Source organism: Micrococcus sp. KRD128, from assembly GCF_017168395.1.
Classification (GTDB): domain Bacteria; phylum Actinomycetota; class Actinomycetes; order Actinomycetales; family Micrococcaceae; genus Micrococcus; species Micrococcus luteus.
Map to the genome: position 1 here is coordinate 67,202 of NZ_JABFAX010000021.1, position 21,999 is coordinate 89,200.

20 protein-coding genes are annotated in these 21,999 nt (G+C 73.8%); 7 read left to right on the forward strand and 13 right to left on the reverse strand.

The genetic code is table 11. The annotated features are described in order from the left end of the window. Positions 1-1,752, reverse strand: a 1,752-nt coding sequence (locus J1M44_RS10845) for a LysM peptidoglycan-binding domain-containing protein (RefSeq protein WP_206481023.1), incomplete at its 3' end; no start/stop codon positions are given. Positions 1,753-2,073: 321 nt separating this feature from the next. Between J1M44_RS10845 and J1M44_RS10850 the strand changes: the two genes are divergently transcribed. Both J1M44_RS10850 and J1M44_RS10855 read left to right on the forward strand, forming a co-directional pair. Continuing rightward, positions 2,074-2,403, forward strand: coding sequence for a bifunctional 3-phenylpropionate/cinnamic acid dioxygenase ferredoxin subunit (locus J1M44_RS10850; RefSeq protein ID WP_098094250.1), 330 nt, complete (start codon positions 2,074-2,076; stop codon positions 2,401-2,403). Continuing rightward, complete coding sequence (locus J1M44_RS10855) at positions 2,400-3,689, forward strand: NAD(P)/FAD-dependent oxidoreductase (RefSeq protein ID WP_206481032.1); 1,290 nt, start codon at positions 2,400-2,402, stop codon at positions 3,687-3,689. The genes J1M44_RS10850 and J1M44_RS10855 overlap by 4 nt, the downstream gene beginning before the upstream one ends. A 60-nt stretch (positions 3,690-3,749) precedes the next feature. On the opposite strand, the gene J1M44_RS10860 is transcribed toward J1M44_RS10855, so the two are convergent. The 10 genes from J1M44_RS10860 to J1M44_RS10905 all read right to left on the reverse strand — a co-directional run bounded on the left by J1M44_RS10860 (position 3,750) and on the right by J1M44_RS10905 (position 16,207). Next, positions 3,750-5,246, reverse strand: a complete 1,497-nt coding sequence (locus J1M44_RS10860; RefSeq protein ID WP_206481034.1) for a protein adenylyltransferase SelO — start codon at positions 5,244-5,246, stop codon at positions 3,750-3,752. A gap of 153 nt (positions 5,247-5,399) precedes the next feature. After that, entirely contained in the window at positions 5,400-6,350 is a 951-nt protein-coding gene (locus J1M44_RS10865; protein WP_049161592.1) for a hypothetical protein, read from the reverse strand. Positions 6,351-6,559: 209 nt separating this feature from the next. Beyond that, a complete protein-coding gene (locus J1M44_RS10870; protein ID WP_274607916.1) occupies positions 6,560-7,420 on the reverse strand; it encodes an HpcH/HpaI aldolase family protein in 861 nt (286 codons plus the stop codon). A 136-nt stretch (positions 7,421-7,556) separates the two neighbouring features. After that, positions 7,557-8,342, reverse strand: coding sequence for a 2-keto-4-pentenoate hydratase (locus tag J1M44_RS10875; protein WP_002857895.1), 786 nt, complete (start codon positions 8,340-8,342; stop codon positions 7,557-7,559). A gap of 300 nt (positions 8,343-8,642) precedes the next feature. Then, positions 8,643-9,809, reverse strand: coding sequence for a 3,4-dihydroxyphenylacetate 2,3-dioxygenase (gene hpaD, locus J1M44_RS10880; protein WP_098470846.1), 1,167 nt, complete (start codon positions 9,807-9,809; stop codon positions 8,643-8,645). Positions 9,810-10,070: 261 nt separating this feature from the next. Further along, positions 10,071-11,615, reverse strand: a complete 1,545-nt coding sequence (hpaE, locus tag J1M44_RS10885; RefSeq protein ID WP_098470845.1) for a 5-carboxymethyl-2-hydroxymuconate semialdehyde dehydrogenase — start codon at positions 11,613-11,615, stop codon at positions 10,071-10,073. Between the two features lie 80 nt (positions 11,616-11,695). Beyond that, a complete protein-coding gene (locus J1M44_RS10890; RefSeq protein ID WP_098470844.1) occupies positions 11,696-12,397 on the reverse strand; it encodes a GntR family transcriptional regulator in 702 nt (233 codons plus the stop codon). Then, a complete protein-coding gene (locus J1M44_RS10895; RefSeq protein ID WP_098470843.1) occupies positions 12,394-13,998 on the reverse strand; it encodes a fumarylacetoacetate hydrolase family protein in 1,605 nt (534 codons plus the stop codon). Before J1M44_RS10895 ends, J1M44_RS10890 begins: the two co-directional genes overlap by 4 nt. 94 nt (positions 13,999-14,092) lie before the next feature. Next, positions 14,093-15,307 carry an aminotransferase-like domain-containing protein gene (locus J1M44_RS10900; protein ID WP_098470842.1) on the reverse strand — a complete coding sequence of 405 codons (1,215 nt, stop codon included), beginning with the start codon at positions 15,305-15,307 and terminating at the stop codon, positions 14,093-14,095. Between the two features lie 72 nt (positions 15,308-15,379). Beyond that, the gene (locus J1M44_RS10905) at positions 15,380-16,207 is read right to left on the reverse strand and encodes a GerMN domain-containing protein (protein ID WP_098470841.1); all 828 of its coding nucleotides are present in this window, start codon (positions 16,205-16,207) and stop codon (positions 15,380-15,382) included. Positions 16,208-16,364: 157 nt separating this feature from the next. Here J1M44_RS10905 and J1M44_RS10910 point away from each other — a divergent pair, with 157 nt between their 5' ends. The 4 genes from J1M44_RS10910 to pdxT all read left to right on the forward strand — a co-directional run bounded on the left by J1M44_RS10910 (position 16,365) and on the right by pdxT (position 19,477). After that, on the forward strand, positions 16,365-17,210 hold the full coding sequence (locus J1M44_RS10910) for an HpcH/HpaI aldolase/citrate lyase family protein (protein WP_098470840.1): 846 nt from the start codon (positions 16,365-16,367) through the stop codon (positions 17,208-17,210). Positions 17,211-17,261: 51 nt separating this feature from the next. Further along, positions 17,262-17,747: a DedA family protein gene (locus J1M44_RS10915; protein WP_041102620.1), complete on the forward strand. Its 486-nt coding sequence runs from the start codon at positions 17,262-17,264 to the stop codon at positions 17,745-17,747. A 107-nt stretch (positions 17,748-17,854) separates the two neighbouring features. Next, the gene (gene pdxS / locus J1M44_RS10920; protein WP_098470839.1) at positions 17,855-18,799 is read left to right on the forward strand and encodes a pyridoxal 5'-phosphate synthase lyase subunit PdxS; all 945 of its coding nucleotides are present in this window, start codon (positions 17,855-17,857) and stop codon (positions 18,797-18,799) included. 42 nt (positions 18,800-18,841) lie between these two features. Next, positions 18,842-19,477 (forward strand): pyridoxal 5'-phosphate synthase glutaminase subunit PdxT, encoded by a 636-nt coding sequence (gene pdxT / locus J1M44_RS10925; protein WP_049158584.1) that lies wholly within the window; start codon positions 18,842-18,844, stop codon positions 19,475-19,477. Between the two features lie 36 nt (positions 19,478-19,513). Here the strand turns inward: pdxT and ald are convergent, their stop codons facing one another. Next, positions 19,514-20,656, reverse strand: coding sequence for an alanine dehydrogenase (gene ald, locus J1M44_RS10930; protein ID WP_206481036.1), 1,143 nt, complete (start codon positions 20,654-20,656; stop codon positions 19,514-19,516). 44 nt (positions 20,657-20,700) lie between these two features. Here ald and J1M44_RS10935 point away from each other — a divergent pair, with 44 nt between their 5' ends. After that, positions 20,701-21,198 carry a DUF456 domain-containing protein gene (locus J1M44_RS10935; protein ID WP_036313469.1) on the forward strand — a complete coding sequence of 166 codons (498 nt, stop codon included), beginning with the start codon at positions 20,701-20,703 and terminating at the stop codon, positions 21,196-21,198. A gap of 22 nt (positions 21,199-21,220) precedes the next feature. Here J1M44_RS10935 and J1M44_RS10940 read toward each other — a convergent pair whose 3' ends face one another. After that, positions 21,221-21,949, reverse strand: coding sequence for a FadR/GntR family transcriptional regulator (locus J1M44_RS10940; RefSeq protein ID WP_036313468.1), 729 nt, complete (start codon positions 21,947-21,949; stop codon positions 21,221-21,223). Positions 21,950-21,999 lie beyond the last annotated feature (50 nt).

Below are 21,999 nucleotides of genomic sequence, written 5' to 3' on the forward strand. Positions count from 1 at the left end.
GGTCGGGGCAGGCGCGGGCGGGGAGGCCGGCGCCGTGGCGGCCGTGATGAGCACCAGCCCCGGGTGCAGGACGGTGGACGCCGTCATGCCGTTGAGCCTCTGGAGCTCCGCGGCGGACACGCCGGTTCGTCGGGCGATGATCCACCAGCCGTCGTTCGGCTGCACCGTGTAGGTGCCGGTGGTGATCGGGGTGGGCTCCGGGGCGGTCGGGTCGGCGACGGTGCGCAGCACCATGCCCGGGTGGAGCACGGTCGACTCGGTCATGCCGTTGAGCTCCTGGAGGGTGGCCGCGGGCACGCCGGTGCGGCGGGCGATGGTCCACCAGCCGTCGTTCGGCTGCACCGTGTACGTGCCGGCGGTCGACGGCTCGGTCGTCGGGGCCGGCGTCGGAGCCGGGGTGGCCGGTGCCGGCGGCTGGCCGGCCGCCGTCGCGATGGCCTCGGCGCGGTCCCGCAGGTCGTCGAAGCGGGCCATCAGGTGCTGCCCCGGGCACGCGGTCGCGGACGTGGCCCGGTGCGGGAAGATCGTGTCCACGGTGACGGGGGTGCCCGCGGCGTACTTCGTGCTGCCGCCCGAGGTCAGGGTGACCCGGCCCCGCACGTCGATGCCGTCGCGGTACAGGTAGTAGGCGGTGGCGCGGGCCATCGCGTCCACGACCTCCTCGGACGGGGCGACCACGTCGTAGTTGCCCATCGTGGAGACGCCCATCGTGCCCCGGTTGAACCCGCCCGCGTGCGTGCCCAGCGGGTTCGAGTCCAGGGCGCCGCGGCGGCCCTCGTAGATGTTGCCGAAGCGGTCCGTGATCAGGTGGTACGGGAAGTCGCCCCAGTCGAGGGTCTTCGTGTAGTACGCGTAGATGCCGCGCATCTGCTCCACGGCCTGGGCGCGCGAGTAGTCGTTCGTGCCGGCCGTGTGGTGGATGGTCAGCGCGCGCACCTGGTCGAACTGCGGGGAGTCCTCCGCCCAGGACTCGTCCGCGCCCCACTGGGCGCGGGTGATCACGTCCGGGAGGATCTTCGCGCGGGCGTCCGAGACCGTGGCCACGGTGTGGCCCTCGGCGGGCTCCTCGCCCCCGACGACGGCGCTCGACTTCACGCCCCGGGGCAGGCCGGCCGTCTCCGCGGCCTGCCCGGCGGTCACCGCCGGGTGAGCGCTCGCGACGGTCTCGTCCGTGGCGGCCGTGCCCGGGTCGATGAGGGACAGCTCGAGGCCGGCCGGGGCCGCGCCGTCGACGGTGGTCACGCGCAGCTGGGCGCCGTCCGCGCCGAACGCGACGAACGGGTCCGTGCCGGTGCGCACGGGGGCAGCGTCCTCGGGCAGGACGGGCCGATCCAGGACCTGCCACGGGCCCCAGTCCCCGTCCTGACGCACGCGGATCTCCACGCGCTCGACGGCGTCGTCCGCCGCGGCGTCCCACACGGCGGCGGCCACCGTGAACGGGCGGTCCACCACGGGCTCGCCGAGCACGACGCCGGCCGGGGCCTCCTCAGCCGGGACGAGGTTCTCGCCCTCCTGCGGGACGGTCGCGACGCCGGCGCCCTCGACGGGAGCGGCCGACGCGGGGGTCGCGGCCGTGCCTGCGGTCGTGGCGCGGGCGGCGTCGTCGAGCGGGCGCGCGTCGGGGGCGCCCTCCGTGGTCGCGGACGGCTGCTGCGGGAGCAGGCCGCCGACGAGGACGGAGAGCGCGGCGACCGCGACGGCGGGCGCGAGCGGGCGGGGGGACGCGGCGGAGCGTGGCGGGAGGATCTTCATGCGGATGCCTTCGGAAGGTGGAGTGCCCGAGGAACGACAGGCGCGGGCCGTGCCGCATCCCCGGGTCGGTGGCGTGGTGAGGGCGGGATGAGGGCCGGAGGGCCGTCGTGATCGTAGCGTGATCGACCATTCCCGGGAACATTTTTCGGAGGCTTGTCGGGTGATTTCATGCCCCGGTGATGTCCGGTTCATCCATTCACAGGTGGGCGCGGTGTGGCGCCGGGGTGGAGCACAGCGGAGGGGTGCCGGGTCCGCGCCGGGGGATACGGTGACGGGAGACCACCACGGGCCGTCCGGCCCGGGAACCAGAGGAGGCAGACCATGGCGGAGTCGATCCACATCGGCGCGGCGGCGGACGTCCCGGAGGGCGAGGCGATCGTCGTCCCGGCGGCGACGGCGGGGACGAGGGACGACGTCGCGGTGTTCCACACGGACGCGGGCGAGTTCCACGCGATCGACGACACGTGCACCCACGAGGACGCCTCGCTGGCCGAGGGCTGGCTCGAGGACGACCGCGTGGAGTGCCCGTTGCACGCCGCGCAGTTCTGCCTGCGCACCGGCGAGGCGCTCTGCCTGCCCGCCACCAAGGGCGTCGGCGTGCACCGCGTCGAGGAGCGCGAGGGCCAGCTCTACCTCGTCCCCGGCGCATGAGCCACGACGTCGGGGCCCCGGCGGGCGTGCCCGGCTCGGTCGCGGTGGTGGGCGGCGGCGTCGCGGGCTTCGCCGTGGTCCGCGAGCTGCGGCGCCGCGGCTTCGCGGGCGGGATCGTCCTCGTGGACCCGCAGGGCGTGCCCTATGACCGGCCGCCCCTGAGCAAGGAGTTCCTGACCGGCGACGCGGACGCGCACCGCCTGCTGCTCGCCCCGCCGGCGTGGTTCGCCGAGCACGGTGTGGAGCTGGTGGAGGACGTGGCGGTCCGGGTGGTGCCGGGCGGTGTCCACCCCGACGGCGGCCCCGCGCCCCACCGGGTGGAGACGGCCTCCGGGCGGGTCCTGGACGCGGACGCGGTCGTGCTCGCCACGGGCGGGCGACCCCGGGCCCTCGATGTCGCCGGCGCCGACCACCCGGACCTGGTCACCCTGCGTACCCGCGCCGACGCCGAGGCCCTGCGCGATCGACTGACGTTCGGGACCGAGGTGGCGGTCGTGGGCGGCGGCTTCACGGGGGCGGAGGTCGCGGCCGCGGCGCGTCGCGCGCTCGCCGCGGTGACGCTCGTGACCGGGACGGACGCCCCGGCCCGCGCAGCCGTCGGGCCGGCGCTGGCCACCCGCCTGCACCGGATGCACGTCGAGCACGGGGTCGCGGTCGAGGTCGGCCGGGCGGCCTGGATCGAGCACCGGGACGCCGACGGCGGCGCCGCGCTGCCGGCCGCCCACCGCCTCCACCTCCACGACGGGCGGACCGTGGACGCCGACGTCGTGGTGCTGGCCGGGGGCACCGTGCCGGACACCGCCCTCGCCGAGGACGCCGGTCTGGAGGTGGCCGACGGCGTGCTCACGGACGCGATGGGCCGCACGACCGTGCCCGGGATCCTGGCCGTCGGTGACGCCGCGCGCGCCCGGGAGTCCGCGTGGGCGCCGTCCCGGCACTGGGAGCCGGCCCTGCGTTCCGGTGCGGCCGCCGCGGCGGCGCTCCTGGGGGATCAGGCGGACGCCCCGGGCGCCCCGTGGTTCTGGTCCGACCGGTACGACGCCCACGTGGAGGCCGTGGGGGACATGACGGTGCCGGCCGGCGGGCGGATCGTGGACCGCGAGGTGCGCGGCGTCGTGGTGGCGAGCTTCGCCCTGGCCGCGGACGGGACCCTGCGCGGGGCCGCGTCGATCGACGACCCCATGACCGTCAAGGCCGCCCGGCGCATCATCGACCGGGGGATCGTGGTGGACGGCGCCGCGCTCGCGGACCCGGCCGTGCCGGTGAAGTCGCTGGCGCGGGGGTGAGGGCGCCCGTTTCGTCAACGAAAGCGGCCTGGAGGGCGTCCGTTTCGTCAACGAAAGCGGTCAGGTGCCGCAGTAGGTGACGAACGGGGCCCCGTCCGCCGGACCCGGCTGCGCGTACCGCTCGAACCCGGGGCGCGGGGTGAAGGGATCCGTGACGGCCTCGAGCAGCCGGTGCACCGGGGTGAGGTCCCCGTCCTCCGCGGCCGTCAGGGCCTCGTCGAGCAGGTGGTTCCGCGGGATGTAGACGGGGTTCACCGCGCGCATCCGGGCCGGATCGGGACCCATCGCCCGCCAGTCCGCGAGCCAGGCGGCGAGCCCCGCGGGGTCCGGGGCGCCGGGGACGAGTCGTGCCGCTTCGGTGCGCGCCGCGTCGTCGTCCACGGGCGCCGCCGTGTGCTCGGCCAGCCGCACCCAGAACGAGGTCCAGTCGGCCCGCGCCGCGGCCAGCCACGGGAACAGGCGGTCGGTGAGCGCGGCGACGTCGTCCTCCGCCACCGACGCCGGGAGGCCGAGCTTGTCCCGCAGTCCGCCCCGCCACGCCGCGAGATGGACGCCGTGGAATCTGCCCAGCGCCTCCTGGGCGAGCGCGACGGCGCGGTCGGGGTCGTCGTCGAGCACGGGCACGAGGGCCTCGCCGAACCGGGCGAGGTTCCACGCCGCGATGGGCCCCTGATTGCCGTACGCGTACCGGCCCTGGGTGTCGATCGAGGAGAAGCTCGCGGCCGGGTCGAACGCGTCGATGAAGGCGCAGGGGCCGTAGTCGATGGTCTCGCCGGACAGGGTCATGTTGTCCGTGTTCATCACACCGTGCACGAAGCCGACGAGCATCCAGCGGGAGACGAGCTCGGCCTGCGCGGCGATCACCGCCTCGTAGAGCGCGAGCGCGGGGTGCTCGGCGTCGGCGGCGTGCGGGTGGTGGCGGGCGATGGCCTCGTCGACGATCCGGCGCAGCACGTCCGTGGGGTCCGCCCGCTCGGGGAGGGCCGCGGCGTACTGGGCCGTGCCGACGCGCAGGTGCGACGCGGCCGTCCGGGCCAGCACCGCGCCCGGCAGCACGGTTTCGCGGCGGACCGGGTGGCCCGTGGCGACGACAGCCAGCGCCCGCGTGGTCGGCACGCCGAGGGCGTGCATCGCCTCGGAGACCACGTACTCGCGGAGCATGGGGCCGAGCACGGCCTGCCCGTCGGCGTTGCCGCGCGCGAAGGGCGTGCGACCGGAGCCCTTGAGATGCAGGTCGTGGAGCCGACCGTCCGGAGCCGTGAGCTCGCCGAGGAGGAGGGCGCGCCCGTCGCCCAGGCGGGGGGAGTAGTGGCCGAACTGGTGGCCCGCGTACGCCTGCGCGACCGGCCGCGCGTCCGGGCCGGGCTGCTCGCCGGTGAGGAAGCGGACGCCGTCGTCACTGGCGAGCCATTCGGCGTCGAGGCCGAGCTCCGCCGCGAGGCCGGCGTTGAGCAGGACGAGCTGCGGCCCGTCCGTGGCCTGGGCCTGCCAGGGCAGGGCGAGCTCCGGGAAGGTGTCGGCGAAGTGCGAGCTCAGGGTGGGGGCGGACGCGGTCATGGGGCCACGCTACGTGGGGGAGGCCAGGTGTTCACGGGCCGACTCCCACCGAGCCGGTCCATTCGAGGCGGGAAATCGACCCCATGGGCGGGGGCCAGCGCTCCATGACCTGGATATCCCGCCTCGAAACGGGGGGCCGTGGATCTCACCGGGTCACCCACCGCACTCAGCCGCCCGGCGCCGCACCCGCGCGACGACGTCCGCGTAGTCGTCCCGGGCGTCGGACCACATGACCTTGATCGAGAGCCAGCCGTGGTCGGTGCACCAGCGGTCGCGCAGCACGTCCCGGGCCTGCTGCTCGGCGGTGCGGTGGTGCTCGCCCTCGTACTGCAACGCGAGACGCCACGGCCGATACCCGAGGTCGACCGTCGGAGCGCGGCGGTCTGACGGGTCCAGCCGGCACTGCACCTCGGGTTCCGGCAGCCCGGCATCGACGAGCGCCAGCCGCAGACGCGTCTCGCGCGGCGAATCCGCCCCCACGCGCATCCTCGCCAGCGCTGCCCGGGCCAGTCCGCGCCCCCGGAAACGTCCCCGTTCGGCCAGCGATCGGACGAGCTCCTCCGGGGTGTAGGCGGGAGCCCCGCGTCCGCCGCCGGGCAGCCACGGCGGGCAGAGCAGCGCGTCACCGGCGACGACGACGTCCCGCTCCGTGAGCACCGACCGTGCCGCGCACAGGTCCCACAGCGTGCGGGCCGGCGTCGTCACGAGCACGCCGCCCCGCGTCATCCACTGTCCCTCCGGCACCTCGATGCGGTGGGGCACCAGACCCGCCTGGACCGGCCGGCCGCCCGAGGTGCCGACGCTGACGTGCACCGCACCGGGGGCCAGCAGCCGTGCGGGCACGGTCAGGCCGTGCAGGCGGGCGGCGGTCTCATGGCTGACGACGACGTCGGGATGGCGCCGCTGATACGCGCGGACCTCATCCAGCGTCCACTCACGCACGGAGACCGCCGCAGGGCCGGCCGGCCCGTAGATGCCGTGGCGCAGCCGCCGCAGGTCTGAGGACTGCAGTCGGGACCACGTCACACCCGCCCGGCGCGCGTCATCGACCGTGAAGGCGGCGGGGTCGACCGACGTCGGCAGCGGGGCGGGGCGACGGGGCATGCGGCGAGCGTGCCCCGTCGGTCGGCATCCCGAGACGGATGAGTGTGGGCCTGGGGACGCACGAGGGGGTCCGGTGTGGTTGTGCAGGAGGCGGCGACGTCCTCCGGAACGCCGGCCCCGAGCCAATCGAGGCGGGAAATCCACGCCATGGGCCACGATCGGACGTCCATGGGGTGGATTTCGCGCCCCGAAGTGAGGGGATGACCAGATCAGTACGACGCGCGGGGCGCGCCCTCCCCGCCGGCCGCGGCGTCGCTCGGCGTCGGGCACCAGCGGTCGGCGAGGGCCTCGGCGGCGCGGGCCAGCAGGGCGACGTCGGCGCCCACGTTGACGTAGTCCGCACCGGCGGCGGCATAGGCGTCGGCCTGCGCGGGCACGAACGCGTTGACGCCCACGATCTTCCCGGCGGCCTTGACCTTCGCGATGACCTCCTCGACCGCGGCCACCACCTCCGGGTGCGACTGCTGGCCGAGCAGGCCCAGGGACGCGGAGAGGTCTGAGGGGCCGATGAAGACGCCGTCGATCCCGTCCACCGCCGCGATCTCATCCGCGTTGCGCACGCCGGCGGCCGTCTCGATCTGCACGATCACGGAGACGTGGTCCGCCGCGCCGGGCAGGTAGCCGGGGATCCGGTTCCAGCGGCCCGATCGTGCCAGAGCGGAGCCCACGCCGCGGACCCCGCCCTCGGCGGAGCCGTCCGGGTAGTGGGCGGCGGCCACGGCGCTGCGGGCCATCGCGGCGTCGTCGACCATGGGCACCAGCAGCGTCTGGGCGCCCAGGTCCAGGAACTGCTTGATGGCCACGGTGTCCAGCGCCGGCACACGCACCAGGGTGGGCACACGGTAGCCGGCGATCGTGCGCAGCTGGGCGAGGACGTCCTGCAGGGTCAGCGGGGCGTGCTCGGCGTCGATGAGCAGGTAGTCGAGGCCCGCTCCGGCGCAGATCTCCGCCGTCGTCGGGTCGCCGGAGGAGAGGAACATGCCGGCGGCGGGGCGGCCCCCACGGGCGGCGACGGCCTCGGGCGTGAAGAGGTCGCGGAACAGCGGCTGCGGGTTGTGGCGGACGGGCATGGGACGTTCCTCCGGGGTTCTCCGCGCCCTCCACCCGACGCGGGTTGAGTTGTCGCGGGTGGAGCGGGGTCGTACTGGTGATAGGTCAACCCGCGTTGCGGGCGGCGGGCGGGCGGGGCGACGACGGGCGGGCGGCTCAGGCGAAGCGGCAGGTGATGGTTCCCAGCGGGCCGTAGTCGGCGTAGACGGTGTCGCCCTCGTAGACCCACATCGGGCGGGTGAAGGAGCCGGCGAGCACGATCTCACCGGCCTCGAGCGCGTCCCCGTGCTCGGCGATGCGGTTGGCCAGCCAGTGCACGCCGTTGGCCGGGTGGTTCAGCACCCCTGCGGCCACCCCGGTCTCGATGATCTCCTCGTTGCGGGAGAGGATGCCGGCGACCCAGCGCAGGTCCACGTCGTGCACGCCCACGGGGCGGCCACCGATCACCAGGGAGCCCAGCGCCGCGTTGTCCGAGATGGTGTCCGTGATGGTGCGCCCGGCCATCTCGATGCGCGAGTCCAGCACCTCCAGCGCGGGCACCACGTACTCGGTGGCGCGCAGCACGTCCATCAGGTTCAGGCCGGGCCCGCGCAGCTCGTCCTTGAGCACGAACGCCAGCTCCATCTCGATGCGCGGGTGGGTGTACTTCTTCCACTCGTACACGTGACCGGACTCGAACACCTGGTCGTCGAAGATCACGCCGTAGTCCGGCTCGTCGATCCCGGTCGCGTCCTGCATGGCCTTGGAGGTCAGGCCGATCTTGTGGCCCACCTTGCGGCGGCCCGCCTCGACCTGGCGCTCGGCCCAGATGCGCTGGACGGCGTACGAGTCCTCGATCTCCATCTGCGGGTAGCGCGCGGTCAGCCGCGGCACGGGCACGCGGTCGATGCCCGCGCGGTGCAGCTCGTCGGCGATCTTGACGTGGGTCTCGTGGTCCAGCACAGCGGTCTCCTTCACGACGACGGGCAGGGGCCTGGCCTTGATCGTATACGATTACGCGGCTCGGCCCGTGGACTCGTCGCCATCCTGTCACCGCCGGGACACCCCTGCTCCCCACGCTTCGAGGCGGGAAATCGAGCTCAAACTGGCCCTCCCGGCTCGAATGAGGTGGATTTTCCGCCTCGAACGGTGTGGGGCGGGGGGACGCGGAGGGTGGCAGGGAGTGCGGCCGACGACGGCGGGCACCTGCGTGGGGTGCCCGCCGTCGGCGTGGTGTCCCGGAGCGGCGCCCGGCAGTGCCGCTCAGAGCTGGTTGCCGAGCTTGTACTCGCCCTGCTTCCACTCCGGCATGGACTCCTCGCCCTGCTCCTCGCGGGTGTAGGAGAATCCGTCGGCGCCGATGGTCACGTCCATCTCGGAGTCGTCGGTGCGGGAGACCAGCGGCTGCAGGTTGCCGTCGAGGTCCAGCACGCGGGAGGCGTCGGTGTACCAGGACGGCACGACCGGGGTGCCCCACCAGTCGCGGCGCTGGTTGTCGTGCACATCCCAGGTGACCACGGGGTTGTCCGGGTCGCCGGTGTAGTAGTCCTGGGTGTAGACCTCCACGCGGTGACCGTCCGGGTCGCGCAGGTAGAGGTAGAACGCGTTGGAGACGCCGTGGCGACCCGGGCCGCGCTCGATGTGGTCGGACATGCGCAGGGCGCCGAGCTTGTCGCAGATCGCCAGGATGTTGTGCTTCTCGTGCGTGGCGAAGCACACGTGGTGCATCCGGGGGCCGTCGCCGCCGGTCATGGCGGTGTCGTGCACGGTGGGCTTGCGGCGCATCCACGCGGCGTAGACGGTGCCGTTCTCGTCCTGGATGTCCTCGGTGACGCGGAAGCCCAGGTCCTGCATGTAGCGGGCGGCGCGCGGCACATCCGGGGTCACCTGGTTGAAGTGGTCCAGGCGGACCAGGGCGCCCGGGGTGTAGAGGTCGTAGCGCCAGGCCAGGCGCTCCACGTGCTCGACGTCGTGGAAGAACTCGTAGGGGAAGCCCAGCGGGTCCTCGACGCGCACGGAGTCGCCGACGCCCTTGACGAAGCCGTCCTTCCGGCGCTCGACGCGGCAGCCCAGCTCCTCGTAGAAGGCGACCGCCTTGTCCAGGTCCTCGGGGGTGCGCACGCGGTAGGAGAACGCGGCCACGGCGGCGGTCTCGCCCTGGCGCAGCACCAGGTTGTGGTGGATGAACTCCTCCATGGAGCGCAGGTAGACGGTCTCCTCGTCCTCCTCGGTGACCACGAGGCCGAGCACGTCCACGTAGAACTCGCGGGATGTGGCGAGGTCCGTGACCACGAGCTCCATCGAGGCGCAGCGCAGGATGTCCGGCGCCTCGGACGTCGGGGTGGGGAGGGGGTTCTCCGGGTCGATGGGGGCTTCCTTCGTGACGAAGAAGCCGGAGGAGGTCTTCTGGCGGCTCTCGAGGTTGGTCATCGGTGCTCCTTGGTGAGGGGGCGGTGCGCTGTGGCCTGGGACACGGTCAGTGGCTCGATCGTATACGATCCGGACGGCTGGCGGGAAGGCCGTCGAGGAACGCGGGTTGAGTTGTCGCGGGTCCGGGGCGCCCGCACCCGCGACAACTCAACCCGCGTCGGGGGCCGGGGGAGGGAGCCGGCCCGGCCCCAGCACGACGACGGCGCCCGCACCGTCGCGCAGAGGGTGCGGGCGCCGTCGTGGTCGCCGGTGGGCGCGGGGTCAGCCGTCGATCTTCGCCGCGGCCTGCTCCTGCTTGCCGAACACCGGGTTGTGGACCTCGCCGAGGTTGATGTGCACGGCCTGCTGGTCGGTGTAGAAGTCGATCGAGCGGTAGCCGCCCTCGTGGCCCAGGCCGGAGGCCTTCACCCCGCCGAACGGCGTGCGCAGGTCCCGCACGTTGTTGGAGTTCAGCCACACCATGCCGGCCTCCACGTTCTGCGCGAAGTTGTGGGCGCGCTTGAGGTCGTTGGTCCAGATGTAGGCGGCCAGGCCGTACTTGGTGTTGTTGGCCAGCTGCAGGGCCTCCTCCTCCGTGTCGAACGGGGTGATGGCCACCACCGGGCCGAAGATCTCCTCCTGGAAGATCCGGGCGTCCGGGGCCACGTCCGCGAACACGGTGGGCTGCACGAAGTTGCCCTCGGGGAAGCCCTCCGGGCGGCCCCCGCCGGCCACCAGGCGGGCCTCGGCCTTGCCGATCTCCACGTAGGACATGACCTTCTCGAAGTGCTCCGGGTGCACGATGGCACCGACCTCGGTGGTCTCGTCGTCCGGCAGGCCGACCTTCACACGGGAGGCCTGGGCGGCGTAGCGCTCCACGAACTCGTCGTAGACGGAGCGCTGGACCAGGATGCGGGAGCCGGCGGTGCAGCGTTCGCCGTTCAGGGAGAACACGCCGAAGATGGTCGCGTCGATCGCCGCGTCCAGGTCCGCGTCCTCGAACACCACGGCCGGGGACTTGCCGCCGAGCTCCATGGACAGGCCCTTCAGGTGCGGGGCGGCGTTGGCGAAGATGATCTGGCCGGTGCGGGACTCGCCGGTGAAGGAGATCAGCGGCACGTCCGGGTGCTTCACGAGCGGGTCGCCCGCGTAGCCCTCCTCGCCGAAGCCGTGCACCATGTTGAACACGCCCTTCGGCAGGCCGGCCTCCTCGAAGATCCCGCCCCACAGGGAGGCCGAGAGCGGGGTGAACTCCGCCGGCTTCAGGACCACGGAGTTGCCGGTGGCGATGGCCGGGGCCAGCTTCCAGGACTCCAGCATGAACGGGGTGTTCCACGGGGTGATCAGGCCGGCGACGCCGATCGGCTTGCGGTTCACGTAGTTGATCTGGCGGCCCGGCACCTTGAAGGTGTCGTCGTGCTGGGCCACGATCAGGTCCGCGAAGAAGCGGAAGTTCTCGGCGGCGCGGGCGGCCTGGCCCTTCGCCTGCTTGATCGGCAGGCCGGTGTCGAAGCACTCCATCTCGGCGAGCTGATCGCCGCGGGACTCCATGATGTCGGCGATCCGGTGCAGCACGCGGGAGCGCTGGCGCGGCAGGGCCTGGGACCACTCGCCGGACTCGAAGGCCCGCTTCGCGGCGGCGACGGCACGGTCGATGTCCGCGGCCTTGCCGGAGGAGGCCGTCAGGTACGGCTCGTTGGTCACCGGGTCGAGCACCTCGAAGGTGTCGCCGTCGATCGAGTCGACGAACTCGCCGTCGATGTAATGGCGCAGGACGTCGGGCAGGCCCTGGGGCTTGCGGGCCTCGATGCTGGTCTTCTCCGTCATGGTGTCTCTTTCGCTGAGTGCTTCGGGGGCGGATGGTCAGGGTCCGGAGCCGACGGCGTCGGCGCCGGTCCGGCCGGCGGTCACGCGGACGGCTCGGCGCTGTGCTCCAGGTAGGCGTGCAGGGTGTTCAGACGGTGGGCGCGGGCGGCGGCCTCGATCTCCTCGAAGCGCGCCCCGTCCTCGATCAGGCGCAGCAGGTGCTCGTGCTCGTCCACGGAGGCCACCGCCCGACCGGGCACGTACGCGAACGTGGAGGTGCGCAGCGCGGCCAGGCGGTTCCAGCCGCGGTGCACCAGGTCGTGCACGTGCTCGTTCTGGTGATGCTCGAACAGGATCGAGTGGAAGCGGCGGTTGAGCTCGGTGAACGCCACCGGGTCCCAGGCCTTCTCCGACTGCGTCATCGCGCGCATGGTCGCGTTCACCTCGCGGGCCGCCGCGAGGTCGTCGGCGGTCACGTGTGGGGCGCACTGGGCGGTGGAGAATCCCTCCACCAGCGCCAGCGTTTCCATGGTGTGGCGGTACTCGATCGGGTCGATGCCCACCACGGTGGCGCCCACGTTGCGCTCGTAGGCCACCAGGTTCTCGGACTGCAGGCGTCGGATCGCCTCCCGCACGGGCACCACGGACATGCCCAGCTCCGCGGCGATCTGGGACAGCACCAGCCGGTCGCCCGGCTCGTGGCGCTGGTCCCGGATCCCCTCCAGGATCGCCTGGTAGGCACGGTCCGCCTTGGAGACGGGGGCTCCTCCGAGGCCGACCGTTCCGATGCCCGGACGGCTCATGCTCGCCCGTCGCCCTCCGGGGCCGGGGCGTCCGGCAGGGTCTTGCGGTACTCGTCGAACGTGGCCTTCCACTCGGCGTTCGGCGGGAACATGCCGTCCACCGCGTGGCCGGCCTTGACCTGCTCGTACGCCCAGGCGTCCTGGAGCTCCTGCTCGTAGGCGTCGTCGACGACCTCCTGGAGCAGGGACGGCGGGATGACCACCACGCCGTCGTCGTCGCCGACGATGATGTCCCCGGGCTGCACGGTGGTGCCGCCGCAGGCGATGGTGCCGCCGACCTCCCACGGGATGTGACGGCGGCCCAGCACGGCCGGGTGCGTGGCGCCGGCGTAGACCTGGAGGCCGACCTCGGCCACGGCGGCGGAGTCGCGGATGCCGCCGTCCGTGATCACGGCGTTCGCGCCGTTCACCTGGGCGCGCAGGGCCAGGACGTCCCCGAGGGTGCCGGTGCCGTGCTCGCCACGGGCCTCCATGACCACCACGTCGTCCGGCTGCACCGAGTCGATGGCCCGCTTCTGAGCGTTGAAGCCGCCGCCGAACTCCTTGAACAGGTCCTCGCGCTTGGGGAGGTAGCGCAGGGTTTTGGCGTAGCCGAGGACGCGCCGACCCTGGTGGATCGGGCGCGGGCCGTCGATGGTCGCGTTCTGGATGCCGCGCTTCTGCAGCTGGGCGGTGAGGGTGGCCACCGCGATGGCGTCGATCTTGGCGCGCAGCTCCGGGGTCAGCAGGGAGCGGTCCGGCTGCGGGGCGCTCGCGACCCAGTGGCCGTTCTCGTCCACCGCGGACGACGACGGCGCCGCGGCCTGCGGGGCCAGGCCGGCGGCCTGGCGGGAGCCCCAGGCCTCCTCGCGCTGCACGTCGTCCACCTGCGGCTGCGCGCCGAACGGGGCCAGGGCGTGCTCCGAGTCGACGACCGTCGTCACCAGGCGGCCGGTGGTCGGGGCGCCGGGGGCGCTGGGGGCGTCCACCTCCACCTCGACGACGTCGCCCGGCTGGGCCACGGAGGATCCGGCGGGGGTGCCGGTGAGGATGACGTCGCCCTCCTCGAGCGTCATGAGCTGCGAGAGGTCGGCCACGAGCCGGCCGAAGGGGAAGACGAGGCCCTCGGTGGTGTCGTCCTGGACGATCTCGCCGTTGACCCAGGTGCGCACGCGCAGGGCAGCCGGGTCCAGGCCCGCGGCGGAGATCACGGCCGGACCGAGCGGGGTGTAGCCGTCGCCGGACTTGTTCTTGACGTTGGAGCCCTTGTCCGCGTGGCGGAGGTCGTAGAGGCCCCAGTCGTTGGCGGCGGTGATGCCGGAGACGTGCGACCAGCCCTCCTCCGGGCTGACGCGCCGGGCGGTGCGGCCGATGATCAGCGCGATCTCGCCCTCGTAGGCGAGCAGCTCGGTGCCGGCGGGGCGCTCGATGGTGTCGCCGCTGCGGGCGATGGAGGTGCCGGCCTTGAGGAAGTAGCCGGGGGCCTGCGGGGATCGGCCGCGCTGGGCGATGCGGGAGGGGTAGTTCAGGTGCAGGGCCAGTACCTTGCCCGGCCGGTTCTCCCGGGCGGTGAAGTCGTGCTCGGTGACGGTGGGCGTGGGGTCCGGTGTGCTCTGCGTCATGGTCGAGATCGTATACGATCCCGCGGGCCGGGGGAAGAGGTCGCCCGCCCGGCGGACGCGCCGGGCCGCCGTCGTCGTGGACGCCCGCCGCGGCTCAGCGGGCCCGGGCGATCGACTCGTTCACCGCCGGGGCCAGGCGCCGCACGCCCTCCACGAGCTTCTCGGCGTCCACGAACGAGTACGCCAGGCGCAGGGTGGAGTGCGTGCCCTCGACGGGGGTGAAGGCCGCCCCCGGCACGAACACCGCGCCCGCCTCGATGCCGCGGTGCATCACCCCGAGGGTGTCCACCCCGGCCGGCAGGGTGGCCCACAGGAAGAAGCCGCCCTGCGGGGTGATGAACTCGACCCCCGGGTCCCAGTGCTCACGCACCGCGTCCACGAGCGCCCCGGCCCGCTCGCGGTACAGCCCGGTCACGTGGCGGACGTGGCCCCGCCAGTCCAGCTGCGTGACGAAGGCGGTGGAGAGCATCTGCGCGTACGTGGACGCGTGGATGTAGGCGGACTCCGCGCACAGGTAGAACTCGCGCTTGAGCGCGGCCGGCACGAGCGCCCAGCCGATGCGCACGCCCGGGGAGAAGATCTTGGACATCGTGCCGAGGTGGACCACGTTGTCCCGGTGGTCGGCGGCGATCGGGGCGACGGGCTCGCCGTCGAACGCGATCTGCCCGTACGGGTTGTCCTCCACGATGAGCACGCCGTGCTTCTCGCAGATCGCGCCCACCTCGGCGCGGCGGCCCGGGGGCAGCAGGGCGCCCGACGGGTTTGCGAACGAGGGGATCGTGTAGAGGAAGGCCACGCGTCGGCCCTCGGCGGCCAGGCGGGTCAGGGTCTCGTCGAGGGCCGCGGGCACCAGGCCGTGGTCGTCGGTGCCCGTGGCCACGGCCTCGAGCTGCCAGGTGGTGAAGGTGGTCAACGCGCCCACGAACGTGGGGTCCTCCACCACGACGACGTCGCCCGGGTTCGCGAACGCCCGGCAGGCCGTGTCGATCGCGGCCTGCGAGCCGGGGGTGATGACCACGAGGTCGGGGTCCGCGTCCGGGATGCCGTCGGCGGCCATGACGGCGGTCGCGGCGGCACGCATCTCCTCGGTGCCCTGGCCGGGGCCGTACTGCAGGGACTCCGTGCCGAACCGGGTCATCAGGTCGGAGGCGATCCGGCCCAGCTCGTCGAGGGGCAGGTCGGCGAGCCACGGGTTCCCGCCCGCGAGCGAGACGAGGTTCGGGTCCATCGCGATGTCGAAGACGTCGCGGACCGCGGACTGCTTCACGCCGACGGCGCGCTGGGACAGGTGATCTCGGAGGTTCCGCACGCTCGGCACCCTATAGCACGGCGCGGCCGTGCCCGAACGTCCGATGACGGGCGACGACGGCGGGTCGCCCGGTCAGGGGGCGCTCGGCTCCTGACCGGGGGACCATGTGCCCTGGGTCGGCTCGGCGGGACCCCACGACGACTCCTCGGCAGGCGCCCAGGTGTCGTCCGAGGGCTCGGCCGGAGCCCAGGTGTCGTCCGAGGGCTCGGCTGGCGCCCACGTGTCCTCGGACGGCTCGCCCTCCGGCGCCCAGGTCTGCTCGCCGGCTCCGTCGCTCGGCTCCCCACTCGGCGTGGGGTCCGCCTGCGGGACGTCCACGGACTCGCCGAGGCGGAGCGGCTCGAGCCCCAGCACGTCGTCGAGGTCCCGGCCGTCCACCTCGAGCCGGACCTGTCCCGCGGACGTGTAGGCGGCGGCGGTCGCCTGCAGCTGGGCGCGGATCCGCTCGGCCGTGCACTCGCCCTCCGGCGTCACGGTGCCGGTGAAGGTGACGATCTCCACGTCGCCCTCGCGGCGGTGCCCGGTCGGGGTGAGGGTCTCGCGCACGTCGAACACGGCGTTCCACAGCGACGGGTCGCCGTGCCAGCCGCGCTCGTCCGCGAACAGGAAGTCCAGGGCGGCGTCCGCCTCGTCCTCGGTGTCCGTCGGCACGGTCTGCACGGGCACCAGCAGGTCGCCGCAGCCGAAGGGCCGCCCGCTCGTCCCCGGGACCGCCTCCGTCTCCGCGACGGCGAGGTAGACCGTCAGCGGCTGGTACCCCTCCGTCGCGGGCAGGGGCACGCCGTCGTCGGACGCCGAGTCCTCGGCCGGGCCGGGGTCGACCGCGCAGCCGGCCAGCAGGCACGCGGCCGCCACGGCGCCCGTGAGCCGCAGGGCGCGGGAAGGGGAGGACGGGCGCATCGGGTACTCCTGGCGGTCGGGGCTCGGCGGCGTCGGACGGGCCGACGGCCCCTCCATGCTACGGCCGTCCGCCTCGCCCGCCGCGAGCGGGTGTGAGGCCCCCACGGGTGGGAAGGGGCCCGCGGGCGGACGGCCACGGCGGGATAGGCTGGAGGCCATGCCCGTGAGGAACCGTCGCGCCGCCGCCCTGCCCGCCAAGCTCAGCCGCTCCTGGCTGCTGGTCAACGCAGCCAGGCCCGACGCGTTCGCCCCCGCCCTGGCCTCCGAGGCCGACTCCGTCATCTTCGACCTCGAGGCCGCCGTGCCGGAGGAGCAGAAGGACGCGGCCCGCCAGCACGTCGTGGACGCCCTCTCCGGCGGCATGACGGCGTGGGTGCGCATCTCCGCGACCTCCACGGACCACTGGCAGCGGGACCTCGAGGCGCTCGCGGGCCTCGACGGCGTGCGCGGCGTCGTGCTGGCCGAGACCGAGGAGCCGGAGCAGGTCACGTTCACCGCCATGCGGCTGCGCGCCGGCACCCCGGTGATCGCCCTGCTGGAGTCCGCCCTGGGCATCGAGAACGCCACGGCCGTGGCCAAGGCGCCGGGCACGTTCCGTCTCGCCTTCGGCGTGAACGACTTCCGCAAGGACGTCGGCGTCGGCGAGGACCCGCTGGCCATGGCCTACGCCCGCTCCCGCATGGTGATCGCCTCCCGCGTGGGCGGTCTGCCCGGGGCGATCGACGGGCCGCCCGGCAACACGGACGGTGAGGACGCGGTCATCGGATCCAGCGCCGTCACCGCCTCGATGGGCATGACCGGCCGCCTCGTCCTGAACCGGGATCAGGTGGACTGGGTCAACCGGGCGATGTCCCCGTCCGAGGACGAGCTCGCATGGGCCCGCGACCTGCTCGAGAAGCACGCGCAGGGCGCCGCCGTCGGCGACGGCTCGTACCTGCCCCGCGTGCTGCGCGCCCAGAAGATCGCGGACCTCGCGGACTCGTACGGGCTCTGGAACGCGTGAGCACGGCCGGGGCGAGCGCATGAATCCCCGCACCGACGGGTGGCTCCGCCCATGATGGCGTGGATCGACGGGCTGCCGCTGCTGTGGTCCATCGGGTTCTTCTGGATGCTGGCGATCCTGCGCACCCTGATCGTGTTCTCGCTCGGGCGGGGGCTGGCCTCCGGTGTCGAGCGGACCCGCTGGTTCGCCCGCGTGATGGAGGGGCCCGTCTATGTCCGGGCCCAGCGCTTCATCCAGCGCCACGGGGTGTGGGCCATCCCGTTCTGCTACCTCACGGTGGGCATCCAGACGGCGGTGATCGGCTCCGCCGGCGTCGCCCGCATGCCCTGGCGCCGGTTCCTGCCGGCGGCCGCGCTCGGCACGTTCCTGTGGGGCGTGGTGTACGGGACCGTCGGGATGGCCGTGGTGTGGGCCGTCATCGGCGCGGCGCTCGGAGAGGGCCGGGGCGTCCTCGCCCTCGTGCTGATCCTCGCGGCCGTGGCCGCGTTCGTCGTGTGGCGCCGACGCCGCACGCTGCGCCGGCACGGGGCCGGGTGACGTCGTCGTCCGTGACGCGGCCCGGGGTTCGCCGCCGGGGGACTAGAGTTGACCGAGACTCCGCCCCGCCCCGCGGCCGGGACGCCACCCCCTTCGGAAGGACCACCATGAGCGACGAGCGTGCCCTCAGCTTCTCCGCCTCCACCGCCTCCGCCGCCGACGACGGCGCCCGCGGCACCGGCACGACCCGCGTCAAGCGCGGCCTGGCGGACATGATGAAGGGCGGCGTGATCATGGACGTCGTCAACGCGGAGCAGGCGCGCATCGCCGAGGACGCCGGCGCCGTGGCCGTCATGGCGCTCGAGCGGGTCCCGGCCGACATCCGCGCCCAGGGCGGCGTGGCCCGCATGTCCGACCCCGACCTGATCGACGGGATCGTCGAGGCCGTGTCCATCCCCGTGATGGCCAAGGCGCGCATCGGCCACTTCGTGGAGGCCCAGGTGCTGCAGGCGCTCAAGGTGGACTTCATCGACGAGTCCGAGGTGCTCTCCCCGGCGGACTACGTGAACCACATCGACAAGTGGGACTTCGACGTGCCCTTCGTGTGCGGCGCCACCAACCTCGGCGAGGCCCTGCGCCGCATCACCGAGGGCGCGGCCATGATCCGGTCCAAGGGCGAGGCCGGCACCGGCGACGTCTCCGAGGCCGTGAAGCACATCCGCACCATCCGCAAGGAGATCGCCCAGCTCCAGGGCCTGGCCCAGGATGAGCTGTACGTGGCCGCGAAGGAGCTGCGGGCGCCGTACGAGCTGGTGCGCGAGGTCGCCGAGACCGGCGCCCTGCCCGTCGTGATGTTCACCGCCGGCGGCGTGGCCACCCCGGCCGACGCGGCCCTGATGATGCAGATGGGCGCCGACGGCGTGTTCGTGGGCTCCGGCATCTTCAAGTCCGGCAACCCGGCCGAGCGCGCCCGCGCCATCGTCAAGGCCACCGCCCAGTTCGACGACCCGATGGCGGTCGCCGAGGCCTCCCGCGGTCTGGGCGAGGCCATGGTGGGCATCAACGTGGGCGACCTGCCCGCCCCGCACCGCCTCGCCGAACGCGGCTGGTGAGCCGCGGAGTCCCGGGCACCCGGAGGCCCTAGGGTCGGGGCCATGGTGAGTCCACAGAAGACCGTCGGCGTGTTCGCGCTCCAGGGCGACGTGCGGGAGCACGCCCACGTGCTCGAGTCGCTCGGCGCGCGCACGCGCCCGGTGCGCCGCCCTGCGGACCTCGAGGGCCTGGACGGCATCGTGCTGCCCGGCGGCGAGTCCTCCGTGATGGACCGCCTCGCCCGGATCATGGGGCTGAAGGACCCGCTCATCGCCGCCCTCCGCGACGGCCTGCCCGCCTACGGCACGTGCGCGGGGCTGATCATGCTGGCCCGCGAGATCCGCAACCCGGCGCCGGATCAGGGCGGGCTCGGCGTGCTGGACGTGGCCGTGCGGCGCAACGCCTTCGGCGCGCAGGTGGACTCGTTCGAGGAGGACCTGGACGTCCCCGCGGTCGCGGCGGAGCCGGTGCACGCCGTGTTCATCCGCGCCCCCGCCGTCGTCCAGGCGGGGGAGGGCGTCGAGGTCCTGGCGAGTGTGCCGGCGTCGCGCGTGTCCGTGCCCGCGGCGGAGCCGGGGCTCGACGGCGACGCCCGGCTGCCCGTGGCCGTGCGGCAGGGCCACCTGCTCGCCACGGCCTTCCACCCCGAGGTGACCGGCGACTGGTCCTTCCACCGGGCGTTCCTCGCGGGGCTCTGAGCCGCCGGCCGGCCCCGCGCGCGACGGGCGCGGGGCTCAGGCCTCCGCGAGCACCTCGGAGGTGACGCGGACGTCCTTCTGGGGGTCCAGGCCGAGCTCGTCGGCCACGGCCGTGGCGACGGAGGGCAGGGTGAGCACGCCGTCGTGCGCGTTGAGGCCCCCGGCGAAGCCCTCGTCCGCGGCCAGCGCGGCGCGCCATCCGAGGTCGGCGATGCGCTTGATGTAGGGCAGCGTCGCGTTGGTCAGGGCCGCGGTGGAGGTCTGCGGCACGGCGCCGGGCATGTTGGAGACGCAGTAATAGATCTTGTCCCCCACGAGGTACGTCGGATCCTGGTGGGTGGTGGCCCGCGAGTTCTCGAAGCAGCCGCCCTGGTCGATCGCGATGTCCACCAGCACGGAGCCGGGCCGCATGGACTCCACCATCTCGGCGGTCACCAGCTTCGGGGCCGCGGCGCCGGGGATCAGCACGGAGCCGATCACGAGGTCCGCGTCTGCCACGGTCTCGCCGATGTTCAGGTGGGAGGAGGCCAGCGTGCGGATCCGGCCCTGGTGGACGGCGTCCAGCTGGGCGAGCCGCTCGAGGGAGATGTCCAGGACGGTCACGTCCGCGCCCATGCCCGCGGCGATCACGGCCGCCGCCTCGCCGGCCACACCTCCGCCGATCACGGCCACCCGGGCGCGGCGGGTGCCGGGCACGCCGCCCATCAGCACGCCCGAGCCGCCCTGCGGCTGGAGGAGGTGGTAGGCGCCCGCGGCGGGGGCCAGGCGGCCGGCCACCTGGCTCATGGGGGCCAGCAGCGGCAGGGAGCGACCGCGGGTGACCGTCTCGTAGGCGATCGCCGTCGTGCCGGAGTCCAGGATCGCCCGCGTGCACGCGGGGGAGGCGGCCAGGTGCAGGTAGGTGAAGAGGACCTGGCCGCGGCGCAGGCGGCCGTATTCCTCCGGCTGCGGCTCCTTGACCTTGAGGACCAGCTCGGCGCGCTCCCAGAGCTCGTCGACGTCGTCGACCAGCTCGGCGCCGGCGTCGCGGTAGTCCTGGTCCGAGGCGCCGGAGCCGACGCCGGCCCCCGACTGCACGAGGACCTGGTGGCCCGCGCGCACCAGCTCCTGGACCCCACCCTGCGTCAGGGCGACGCGGAACTCGTTGTTCTTCACTTCAGTGGGCACGGCGACCAACATGCGGCGAATCTAGCCCATCCGGCCCGTCCCGTCATACTGGTGAGGTGACTCCCGCGCTGATCTCCCTCGTGGCCGTGCTCCTGCTCCTGGTGGGGCTGGTGGGCACCGTGTACCCCGTCCTGCCCGGCTCGCTGCTCAACCTCGTGACGGCTCTCGGCTGGGCCGCGCTGCTGGGCTCCCCCGCGTCCTGGACGTTCGGCGTCATCGCGGCCGGTCTCGCCGTGGCGGGGCTGAGCGCGTCCGCGGTGCTGACCGGTCGGCGGCTGCGGCGTGAACGCGTCACCCGTGGCCCGATCCTGTGGGGGGTGGCCGGCGCCGCCGTCGGGTTCTTCGTGATCCCGGTGGTGGGGCTGTTCCTCGGCTTCGCCGTCGGCCTGTTCGCCTCCCAGTGGGCCCGCACCCGGGACGCCCGGGCCGCCCTGAGCAGCTCGATCGGCGCGCTCACGGCCATGGGTGTGGGCATGCTCGTGGAGTTCTGCTGTGCGCTGGGCTCGCTGACCGCCGTGGGCGTGGGCGCCCTGGTGCACGGCGTTACCGCCTGAACCGCCGGATCCGTCCGCCGGCTCAGCCGCCGGCGGGCACCCTGCCGGTCTGGGCGAGGGCGGCGAAGCCGAGGACGTGCTCCCGCAGCTCCTGCGCGGCCGCCCGGCCGTCCCCGGCGGCGGAGGCGGCGAGGATCCGCCGATGGTCGGCCTGCAGGCCGGCGCGCACGGCGGGCCAGTCGGACAGCCCGGCCACGGTCTCGGTCACGTAGCCGATGGTCGCCTGGCGCAGGGAGTCCAGCATCATCGCCGTCACGACGTTCCCGCCCAGGGTGGCCAGCCGCACATGGAACTCGGTGTCGAGCAGGTGGAAGTCCTCTTCCGGCAGCGCGGGGTCGTCCATCCGGTCCAGCAGGGTTTCCACCTCGGCCAGGACGGCGACGCTCTCGGGGTCGCCGGAGGTGGCGGCGGCCGCCTGCGCCGCATCGGTCTCGAGGAGCACGCGCGCGGCGACGACGTCGGCCATCGGCAGGGACCGGGTGGCGATATGCAGGCGCAGCGCCCAGCCCAGCGCCGCGGACGGCTCGGAGACGACGACGGCGCCCGAGTTCGGCCCGGAGCCGGCGCTGGCGCGGATCAGGCCCATGGCCTCGAGCATCCGGGTGGCCTCCCGCACGGACGCCCGGGAGATGCCGAAGCGTTCGGCCAGGGTGCGTTCGCCGGGCAGCTTGTCCCCCACGACCACGGCGCCGGAGCGCAGCTCGGCCTCGAGCCAGTCGAGCACGATGGTGTAGGCGGGGGCAGCGGTCATGGACGGACCTTCCGAGGGGGCGGGGCGGCGACCGTCCATCCTACCGATGG

Coding starts and splice junctions, on each gene's coding strand:
- J1M44_RS10870 (WP_274607916.1), bottom strand. CDS start 7,420: ATGCCCGTCCGCCACAACCCGCAGCCGCTGTTCCGCGACCTCTTCACG.
- J1M44_RS10890 (WP_098470844.1), bottom strand. CDS start 12,397: ATGAGCCGTCCGGGCATCGGAACGGTCGGCCTCGGAGGAGCCCCCGTC.
- J1M44_RS10865 (WP_049161592.1), bottom strand. CDS start 6,350: ATGCCCCGTCGCCCCGCCCCGCTGCCGACGTCGGTCGACCCCGCCGCC.
- ald (WP_206481036.1), bottom strand. CDS start 20,656: ATGTTGGTCGCCGTGCCCACTGAAGTGAAGAACAACGAGTTCCGCGTC.
- pdxS (WP_098470839.1), top strand. CDS start 17,855: ATGAGCGACGAGCGTGCCCTCAGCTTCTCCGCCTCCACCGCCTCCGCC.
- hpaE (WP_098470845.1), bottom strand. CDS start 11,615: ATGACGGAGAAGACCAGCATCGAGGCCCGCAAGCCCCAGGGCCTGCCC.
- J1M44_RS10860 (WP_206481034.1), bottom strand. CDS start 5,246: ATGACCGCGTCCGCCCCCACCCTGAGCTCGCACTTCGCCGACACCTTC.
- J1M44_RS10855 (WP_206481032.1), top strand. CDS start 2,400: ATGAGCCACGACGTCGGGGCCCCGGCGGGCGTGCCCGGCTCGGTCGCG.
- J1M44_RS10905 (WP_098470841.1), bottom strand. CDS start 16,207: ATGCGCCCGTCCTCCCCTTCCCGCGCCCTGCGGCTCACGGGCGCCGTG.
- J1M44_RS10910 (WP_098470840.1), top strand. CDS start 16,365: ATGCCCGTGAGGAACCGTCGCGCCGCCGCCCTGCCCGCCAAGCTCAGC.
- J1M44_RS10895 (WP_098470843.1), bottom strand. CDS start 13,998: ATGACGCAGAGCACACCGGACCCCACGCCCACCGTCACCGAGCACGAC.
- J1M44_RS10850 (WP_098094250.1), top strand. CDS start 2,074: ATGGCGGAGTCGATCCACATCGGCGCGGCGGCGGACGTCCCGGAGGGC.
- J1M44_RS10915 (WP_041102620.1), top strand. CDS start 17,262: ATGATGGCGTGGATCGACGGGCTGCCGCTGCTGTGGTCCATCGGGTTC.
- J1M44_RS10940 (WP_036313468.1), bottom strand. CDS start 21,949: ATGACCGCTGCCCCCGCCTACACCATCGTGCTCGACTGGCTCGAGGCC.
- pdxT (WP_049158584.1), top strand. CDS start 18,842: ATGGTGAGTCCACAGAAGACCGTCGGCGTGTTCGCGCTCCAGGGCGAC.
- hpaD (WP_098470846.1), bottom strand. CDS start 9,809: ATGACCAACCTCGAGAGCCGCCAGAAGACCTCCTCCGGCTTCTTCGTC.